This window comes from Streptomyces sp. NH27, from assembly GCF_056859195.1.
Genome location: NZ_JACEGK010000573.1, coordinates 1 through 4,846, shown reverse-complemented (window position 1 = coordinate 4,846; position 4,846 = coordinate 1). Strand labels below are relative to the sequence as shown.

At 71.6% G+C, this 4,846-nt stretch carries 5 protein-coding genes and 1 riboswitch; of the genes, 3 read left to right on the top strand and 2 right to left on the bottom strand.

The features are described from left to right. Nucleotides 1-100: 100 nt before the first annotated feature. Together trpD and AC13HU_RS32175 are read left to right on the top strand one after the other, a co-directional pair. Nucleotides 101-1,168 carry an anthranilate phosphoribosyltransferase gene (gene trpD / locus AC13HU_RS32180; RefSeq protein WP_483045512.1) on the top strand — a complete coding sequence of 356 codons (1,068 nt, stop codon included), beginning with the start codon at nucleotides 101-103 and terminating at the stop codon, nucleotides 1,166-1,168. A 164-nt stretch (nucleotides 1,169-1,332) separates the two neighbouring features. Further along, a riboswitch (SAM riboswitch) is annotated at nucleotides 1,333-1,450 on the top strand. 211 nt (nucleotides 1,451-1,661) lie between these two features. Next, nucleotides 1,662-3,026 carry an aminotransferase class V-fold PLP-dependent enzyme gene (locus AC13HU_RS32175; protein ID WP_483045513.1) on the top strand — a complete coding sequence of 455 codons (1,365 nt, stop codon included), beginning with the start codon at nucleotides 1,662-1,664 and terminating at the stop codon, nucleotides 3,024-3,026. A 66-nt stretch (nucleotides 3,027-3,092) separates the two neighbouring features. Here the strand turns inward: AC13HU_RS32175 and AC13HU_RS32170 are convergent, their stop codons facing one another. Continuing rightward, nucleotides 3,093-3,374 carry an Lrp/AsnC family transcriptional regulator gene (locus tag AC13HU_RS32170; protein ID WP_483045511.1) on the bottom strand — a complete coding sequence of 94 codons (282 nt, stop codon included), beginning with the start codon at nucleotides 3,372-3,374 and terminating at the stop codon, nucleotides 3,093-3,095. Beyond that, entirely contained in the window at nucleotides 3,371-4,150 is a 780-nt protein-coding gene (locus AC13HU_RS32165) for a rhomboid family intramembrane serine protease (protein WP_483045510.1), read from the bottom strand. The genes AC13HU_RS32170 and AC13HU_RS32165 overlap by 4 nt, the downstream gene beginning before the upstream one ends. 167 nt (nucleotides 4,151-4,317) lie before the next feature. Between AC13HU_RS32165 and AC13HU_RS32160 the strand changes: the two genes are divergently transcribed. Continuing rightward, nucleotides 4,318-4,578, top strand: a complete 261-nt coding sequence (locus AC13HU_RS32160; RefSeq protein WP_483045509.1) for a hypothetical protein — start codon at nucleotides 4,318-4,320, stop codon at nucleotides 4,576-4,578. Nucleotides 4,579-4,846 lie beyond the last annotated feature (268 nt).

The following is a 4,846-nucleotide window of genomic DNA, read 5'->3' as shown; positions in this document are numbered from 1 at the left end:
CCCGTACGAAGGGTGCCGGGTCCGGCCCGGGCCGTTGTGGGGGGCCCGCCACCGATAGGGTGCGCGAAGACGTGTTGCCGTATTCCAGGAGCGTGAAGCCATGAGCGTTGTGCACCCCGCCGGAGGCGAACCCGGGGCCGCGCACTCGTGGCCGGACGTCCTCGGTGCCCTTATCCGCCGTGACGACCTCAGCTCTGCGGAGACCGCGTGGGCGATGAACTCGATCATGAGCGGCGAAGCCACCGACGCACAGATCGCCGGCTTCGCGGTGGCGCTGCGCAGCAAGGGCGAGACGGTCGCGGAGATCGCCGGACTGGTCGAGGCGATGTACGCGCACGCGACGACGATCGAGGTGCCGGGCCCGACCGTGGACGTGGTCGGCACCGGCGGCGACCGGTCGAACTCCGTGAACATCTCCACGATGTCGGCGATCGTGGTGGCCGGCACCGGCGCGCGGGTGGTGAAGCACGGCAGCAGATCGGCGTCGTCGAAGAGCGGCGCGTCCGACGTGCTGGCGGCGCTCGGCGTCAACCTCGACCTCGCGCCGCAGCGGGTCGCCGAGGTGGCGCAGGAAGTGGGCATCACCTTCTGCTTCGCCGTCAGGTTCCACCCGGCGTTGCGTCATGTGGCCACCGCCCGGAGCGAGTTGGGGGTGGCGACGCCGTTCAACTTCCTCGGCCCGCTGACCAACCCGGCCCGGGTGAAGGCGCAGGCGACCGGTGTCGCGGATCTGCGGATGGCGCCGATCCTCGCCGGGGTGCTCGCCGAACGCGGCTCGTCCGCGCTGGTGTTCCGCGGTGACGACGGCCTGGACGAGCTGACCACCACCGCGACCTCGCAGGTGTGGGTGGTCGGGGACGGCAAGGTCGAGCACACCGGCTTCGACCCGCGGGACGTCGGCCTGGAGTTGGTGCGGGTGGAGGCGCTGCGTGGCGGCGAGGCCACGTACAACGCGGACGTGGCCCGGCGGCTGCTCGCCGGTGAGCGCGGGCCGGTGCGGGACGCGGTGCTGCTCAACTCCGCCGCCGCGCTGACCGCGTTGACGCCCGCGGACGGCGGCACGCTGGAGGAGCGCATCTCCAGGGGCCTGGCGCGGGCCGCGGAGTCGATCGACTCGGGCGCGGCCGAGGCCGTGCTGGAGCGGTGGGTGGCGGCCACCCGGGCGTGAGACGCGGCACGGGCCCGAACGCCGGAACGTACGCGGACGCGTACAGCCGGTGGGCGTATATCCGGGCATATCGGTGCGAAGTATGAAGGCGCGGGTGTGAGGTGCCGTCCACTTCCCGGACGGCACCTTGCGCCCGCGTCGCCGTATGGCAGAATCCTGTTCCAGGTCACGAGTGACAGCGCAAAGGCCCCGGCTCGCTGTCCGGCAACCCTCCGTCCGAGGCGGGGTGCCCCGGGTGATGACCAGGCTGTGATGCAGCGAGGCTCACAGCAAGCCGGACTTGGGAGTTCTTTCATGAGCAAGCGAATGCGTTAGGGCCAGTCGGCCCCGGTTCTGCAACCAGCAATTCCGCCCGATCACCATGCTCCGCGCCGCCCGCGCAGCCGCTTTCGGCTGCCGCTTCGTGGTGCTTTCGCCTGCCTTCCGCCGGGAGTTCGCCTTGACTGTCACCACCAGCACCACTGGTACCACCGCCGACGCCGCCCGCAGCGCCATCGGCACCGCCGCCACCGACTGCCCGACCTGTACGCCCGCTCCGCTGCCCGTGCTCGGCCGGGATGTGCGGGTGCCGCTCGTCACCGGTGGGGAAGTGGGGTACGCCGCGCTCGACTACGCCGCCAGCGCCCCCGCCCTGCAGCGGGTGTGGGACGACGTCGCCGCCTACGCGCCCTACTACGGCAGCGTGCACCGCGGCGCCGGCTACCTGTCGCAGCTGTCCACCGACCTGTTCGAGCAGAGCCGCGAGACCGTCGCGGAGTTCCTCGGCTGCCGGCCGGACGACGAGCTGATCTTCACCCGCTCCACCACCGACTCGCTCAACCTGCTGGCCGCCGCCCTCCCGGCCGGCACCCGCGTCTTCGTCTTCGACACCGAGCACCACGCCGCCCTGCTGCCCTGGCAGCGTGCCGACGGCGCGCAGGTCGAGTACCTGCCCGCCCCGCGCACCCCGGAGCAGGCCGTCGCCTCCCTCGACGTGGCGCTGCACGGCGCCCCGAAGGGCCCGAAGCTGGTCTGCGTGACCGGCGCGTCCAACGTCACGGGCGAGATCTGGCCGGTACGGGAACTGGCCGCCGCCGCACACCGGCACGGCGCGCGGATCGTGCTCGACGCCGCCCAACTCGCCCCGCACCACCCGGTGGACATCACCGCGCTCGACGTCGACTGGGTCGCCTTCTCCGGGCACAAGCTCTACGCGCCCTTCGGCGCCGGGGTGCTGGCCGGCCGGGCCGACTGGCTGCAAGACGCGCGGCCGTACCTCGCGGGCGGCGGGGCCACCCGCAAGGTCGCGCGCTCCGGCGACGGGCTGTCCGTCGAGTGGAACTCCGGCACTGCCCGGCACGAGGCAGGTTCGCCCAACGTGATCGGCGCGTACGCCATCGCGTCCGCGTGCAAGGCGCTCACCGAGGCCGGCTTCGACTCCCTTGTCACCCGTGAGCGTGAACTGCTCGCCCGGCTGCGGGACGGGCTCGCCGAGCTCCCCGAGGTCCGCGTGCTCTCCCTCTTCGGGTCCGGCTCCGCCCGGGTCGGCGTGCTCTCCTTCGTCGTCCGCGGCTGGAACTCCTCGCACTTCGCGGCCGCGCTCTCGGCGGAGTACGGGATCGGGGTGCGGGACGGGCTGTTCTGCGCGCACCCGCTGGTGCGGACCCTGCTCGACACGGAGCCGGACGAGCCGGGGGAGTGCGGGGCGCCCGACGCCGCGCCCGGCGAGCGCTCACTCAACGCCGTGCGGGTCAGCTTCGGGGCGGGCACGCCCGAGGAACACATCGATCGGTTCCTCGGTGCCGTGCGGACCCTCGTCCGCGACGGCGCCGCGTGGCGCTACCGCACGGAAGCCGGGCGGTGCGTGCCCGTACGGTGACGGGACCGCTCGGGTTGCCCGGTCCCGTGAGTTCCCGGACCTCGCGGTGGCACTGCGTGCGGGCTGCTACGAGTCGAGCCCGATGGAGAACGCGGCCTCCAGGTCGTGCTGGGAGTACGTGCGGAACGCGACGTGCGTGTCGGTCACTTCCACCCCCGGGATCTTGGAGATCTGCCCGGGGATGATGTCCGCGAGATCGTCATGGCGGGCGACCCGGACCAGCGCGACGAGGTCGTACGTCCCGGTGACCGAATACACCTCGCTGACGTGATCCAGCGAAGCGATCGACTCGGCGATCTCGGGGATCTGGTCCACTGAGGTCTTGATGAGCACGATCGCGGTGATCACGGCTGGACGTCTCCTTGGGTGGGTCCGATGACGACGCTCACCTTACGCCGTGGCCGGTAGCAGGCCCATGCGCACAGGAACCCGAGGGCGAAGCCGACCACGTGGGCGAGGTAGGCGACGCCGGGGCCGCCCTGCGCGGTCTGGGCGGCGAGCCACTGGAGGACGAACCAGAAGCCGAGCACGACCCAGGCGGGGAACCGTAGCGGTACGAAGAAGAGGAAGGGGAAGAGGCTGGTGACGCGGGCCTTGGGATAGAGGTAGAGGTAGGCGCCGAGGGCACCGGAGATCGCCCCGGAGGCGCCGACCAGGCTCTGCGTGTCGTTGGTGTTGGCGAAGGCGAAGCCGTACGTGGCGAGGTAGCCGGCCGCGAGGTAGAAGAGGGCGAAGCGGACCCGGCCCATGCGGTTCTCGACGTTGTCGCCGAAGACGTAGAGGAAGAGCATGTTGCCGATCAGGTGCAGCCAGCCGCCGTGCACGAACATTGAGGTGAGCACGGACAGGAACGGCACCTTGGTGAACGCGCCCGGGGTGTGGCAGCCGGTCGGCAGGTCGAGCTGGTCGACCGGGATCCGGCCGTGGAACAGCTCGCTGGGGATGACGCCCCAGCGGTCGAAGTACACCGCCTGCGCGCACTGGAGCGCGTGCCCGCTGCCGTAGAGCCGGACGAAGCCGGAGAGCGGGCTGAGGAGGAACACCGCGGTGCAGATGCCGATGAGCGTGTAGGTCACGACCGGCGGGCGGCGGACCGGGTTCTTGTCGTACACCGGGATGACCATGCACTGATCATGACGGAACGGGACCAACCGGCAAGGACCGCCTCGCCGCAGCGCGCCGGACCTCCGAGGCCGTAGGGTGACCGGGGCACACACGCCCTTCGCGATGGGTATGGGTGAGCCATAGTCCGCCCAGTAGACGCACCGAGACGAGAAGAGGTGCGGAGCCGATGACGGTTCCCCTGCCGACCGCGACCACCCGGTGGCGCTGCACGCTGTGCGGCAACCTGACCAGGTTCGATGTCACCCGGTCGACCCGCGTTGTCGAGTACATCCACCTCGACCTGGGCGGTGAGCCGCGTACCGAGGAGACCGAGGTGCTCGGCGAGACCGTGGAGTCCGTGCGCTGCCGCTGGTGCAACGCGGTGGACCAGGTCGAACTGGTGGACCGCCCCGGCAAGGACGTGACGGACGGTTCCGTACCGGGTTGAGCTCTGTTACGGGGACAATGGAAGTAGCAGGCGGCGGCCGGAGGGATCGAAGGGGGCCGGGAGGGCGCCGAGGAACCCGACAGGAGTGACTGGTGGATGGTAACGGCGGCCTACCGCTGCCCGACGAGGAGAGCGGGCCGGGCGCCGGAGCGGCGCGGGGCGCCGAGCCGGTGCGGCACGCCGTGCCCGCGGACGGCAGTGCGCCCGCCGACCGTGCCGGCCCGGCCGACGACGCCGGCCCGGCCGAGCCCTCCGCCGAGCCTGATCC